The sequence below is a fragment of the Syntrophorhabdus sp. genome, from assembly GCA_012719415.1.
GTDB lineage: Bacteria > Desulfobacterota > Syntrophorhabdia > Syntrophorhabdales > Syntrophorhabdaceae > Delta-02.
The window spans coordinates 1-3,817 of sequence record JAAYAK010000153.1 but is presented as its reverse complement, the minus strand read 5'-3'; the positions used below and the strand labels follow the sequence as shown (position 1 = coordinate 3,817).

Here is a 3,817-nt window from a genome sequence, read left to right as displayed (position 1 = left end):
CTTCTCCTCGATAAGCTTCAACCTGAAACGCGAGGACCAGACCACGGGTACATCGCTCTTCAGTGAATCGATAATGGCGGAATTCGAAAAGGCAAGGACCCTCGGGCAGGTACCTGTGGGGTCTTTGTTCCTGCAGGTCCTGAGGGAGCGTTCCGATGTGGGCCTGCAAAGGACGAACACCTTTTCGGTCCTGCCGGGCGCGCGCCTCTCCGGTATGAGCTATGATGACATGATACGCCCCACCCAGGGTTACCGGTATTCCGCGGAGCTGAAAGGCACACACCAGGCGATAGGCTCCAGCACCGGGCTCGTCCAGTTCACCGGGGACGGTGGTGTCGTCGTGCCCCTTCCCGGCAGGCTGTCCCTGCTAGCACGGTCCATGGTGGGGGCAACCTTCCAGAACGAACCCGACGCCGACCTGCCCATAGCCCTGCGCTTCTTCGCCGGAGGAGACAGGAGCGTCCGCGGGTACGCGTACAAGTCCCTGGGACCGGAGGATGCCGATGGCGAAGTGGTCGGAGGCAAGAACGTGTTCACGGGAAGCCTCGAGTTGGAGCGTGCCGTGGGCAGCGACTGGGGTGTGGCCGCGTTCTACGACGTCGGGAACGCCTTCAACGACTTCAGGAACATGCAGCTCGTCCAGGGTGCCGGGATGGGGGTGCGCTACTACAGCCCCATAGGGCCGATAAAACTCGACATCGCCCGCCAGATAGGGGTGAGAGACCCCGATTTCAGAATCCATATCTCCATAGGGTTCGGATTATGATGTCAAGGCGCCATCTGTGGTACGCGATCCCCCTTCTGCTGGCGATACTCATCGTTTCCTGCGTGCTCTGGGTCCTCTACACCATAAGCGGCACCACCTTTCTTGTGAAGGGAATGCGCGGAGCCCTGTCGGGGACCGTCGAGGTCAAAGGGGTTACGGGCACGATCGGCCGCTCCCTCCACATCGAAGGGGTATCCATCCGTCTCGAGGGCCTCACCGTGGATGTCGACGCCGCCGATCTGAAGTGGCATCCGCTTTATCTTGCCACCGGAAAACTGGCGATCACCAGCCTCACGGTCTCGGGCGTGTCGGTGGTCGAAGGGGAAACCCCTGAAGAGCCTCTCGACCTCAGTTTACCCCGGCTGCCAAGGTGGATCACCCTTGTCGACGCCTGGATCAAGGAATTGAAGGTGAGCCGCTTCGCCTACCATTCCCCGGACAGCGAACCCGTAATGGCGAAGGACGTGTCGGCGACCATCCTTTTGGACCGCGGCACTCTTTTCATCAGTTCCCTTGATCTAAACAGTTCCTACGGCGGCGTCAAAGGCTCCGCGAGCATCAACCTCGTGCGGCCCGCTCTCCGGGCGCGGCTCACAGCCACCCTCCCGGAAAAGATCGCAGGCATGGACGCCATATCCGTCGACGCGCGGCTCCCCTCTTCACGGGGAAAAGAACAGGTCGCCGGGTCGTTCATGGCAACGGCCTTTGCGGGAAAGCAGGAATCCTTGAAATTTCATTGCATGGTCGGCATCGCGCCTCACACCATCCGCGTGAGCGAAGGGAAGCTCTCCCGAAAGGATGCCGGAGGAACGATCGAGGCCGAAGGAACCCTCGACGTGTCGGGAAAGGAACCGGCATTCACTCTCTCGGCAAGGATCGCCGGTCTCGACATTGGACCCGAGACAAAGGTGAAGACGGACATATCGGGAAATCTCCATATCGCGGGGACCATGGAGGATTTCGCGGGAACGGTCTCTCTCGAAAACCGGGGAGCGTCCTGGAAGGAGATGGACCTGAAGGCGAAGCTTACGGGCGACGCCAGGACCATCGAGCTTGCCGACATCGAGGCGAAGCTGCTCGGCGGCTCCATCTCCGGGAGCGTCAGCGCGTCCCGCGAGACGGACATGCGGCTCACGGCCCATTTCACCGGGTCAGGCCTCAATCCGGCGCGGTTGAGACCGGACCTCGATGGTGATCTCAACATCGATGTGAAAGGAAGCTTGCTCCTTCCTGAAAAACACCCGATGGAGGGGTCCTTCACGGCATCCCTGAAGAACAGCACCTTCCGGAAGAAGAGCCTGTCGGCGGACGTGGACGCGTCGTTCCGCGACGAGATCGTGAGGATAAAGGCCCTTTCCATAAAGGGAAACGGATTTGCCGCGACGGCTGCCGGCATTCTGCAGGAACGCCTCGCCTGTGAGATACGGATAGATGATGCCGCGAAACTCCTTCCGCAGGCGGCGGGAAGCCTCTTCGCGAAGGGATGGGTCAGGTGGCGGGAGAATGAACCTGCCGGAGCCCTCACCGCACGGGGAAAGAACATGTCCTACGACGACGCGAGGCTTTCGTCCTTGAGCGCTTCCATGGAGATGCCTGACGGATACAAGGGCGGCCTCGCCGTTGACATAGCGGGCCGGGGTCTTTCCTACGGGGCCCTCAGGGCAAAACGGCTCGATCTCGGGGTCACGGGCAAGACGGAGGACCACAGGATAACTCTCGCTCTCGCCCACGACGGGAACACGCTTAGCATGCAGGCAAAGGGTGGATATGCCGATGGGGCCTGGAAGGGCACGATCGTCAGCCTGTCAGGGACGCAGACACCTTTCGGCCGGCTCGACCTGTCAGGGCCCGCAACGGTCATTGCCTCGCAGGAACGGCTTTTCCTTTCCCCCTTTATTCTCAAAAGCCCGACGGGGGAGCGGTTCGATGCCAGCGCGGACATCTCCATGGAGCCGATGATCGGTTCCGCGGCGGTGAAATGGGAGCGGCTCAACCTGGCCCGGATGGGGGCACTCATCGACCCGACAAAGATCGAGGGCCTCTCATCGGGCGCGGCCGGCGTTAAATGGCTTAAGGGCAAGCGCCTCGCCCTTTCCGGCGAGATAAGCGCCTCCGCGGCGGTCTCTCACGGGGCGATGACGGTGAAGGCCGACAGCATCAGCGGCAACCTGAACTGGGACACCTCAGGGCTCCGAGCGTCCCTCAACGTTGAACTCGGCACCAATGGGCGCGTCAACGCGAGCGCTGCATCCAGACGGCCCGCGGCCTTTTCCCTCCCTGATCAGGGGACGTTCCAGGCAGCCTGGAAGGGTCTCGATATGGGCATGCTCCAACCCCTGCTGCCCAGGACCGTGAATCTCAAGGGACGTCTGTCAGGTGAGGTGAAAGGCAGCCTTCTGCCCGGCAGCCGCTTCGATCTCGCGGGACAGACCGGCATCTCCGACGGCTCCTTCACCTGGCGCGGCGATGAAGGAGAGATCACGGCACCCATCAGGGAGACCGCCGTTGACTGGACCTGGAAGGATACCTCCCTCACGGGAAAGGCGAACCTCAGGCTCGGGCAGTACGGCCGTGTCGAAACCGCGTTCCGGGTCCCTCTTCCCGCGAAGATCCCCATTGCCATCGACAGAAGCTCCGCGATGACGGTCTCGATGCGGGGAACGGTGAGCGAGAAGGGCCTCGTTGCCGCGCTCCTTCCCGGACTTGCCCGGGAAACGAGGGGGCAGGTCGATTTCGACCTGACGGGGAGCGGTACCCTGGCCGATCCCCGGATCGCCGGCAGGCTGAACCTTAAAGGCGCGAGCGCCTATCTACCGCCCGCGGGTATCCAGCTCAAGGACATGAGCGCCGACGTTCTCTTCAACGACAACCGGGTAACTCTGTCCTCCTTTATCGTCCACTCCGGTGAGGGCTCGATAAAGACGAGCGGAACGATGACACACTCAAGGGGGAAGATCACGACCTTCGAAGGCACATTGAAGGGAGAGCGTTTTCAGGCCATGAACCTGCCGGAGCTCCAGGCCTCGATCAGTCCGGACCTTACGATCACCG

2 protein-coding genes are annotated in these 3,817 nt (G+C 61.9%); both read left to right on the top strand.

Features of this window, described 5'->3' with window-relative positions; translation table 11 throughout:
• Positions 1–766: BamA/TamA family outer membrane protein (locus GXX82_09455; GenBank protein NLT23260.1), on the top strand; the 766-nt coding region annotated here is incomplete at its 5' end.
• Positions 763–3,817: hypothetical protein (locus tag GXX82_09450; GenBank protein ID NLT23259.1), on the top strand; the 3,055-nt coding region annotated here is incomplete at its 3' end. The genes GXX82_09455 and GXX82_09450, both read left to right, overlap by 4 nt.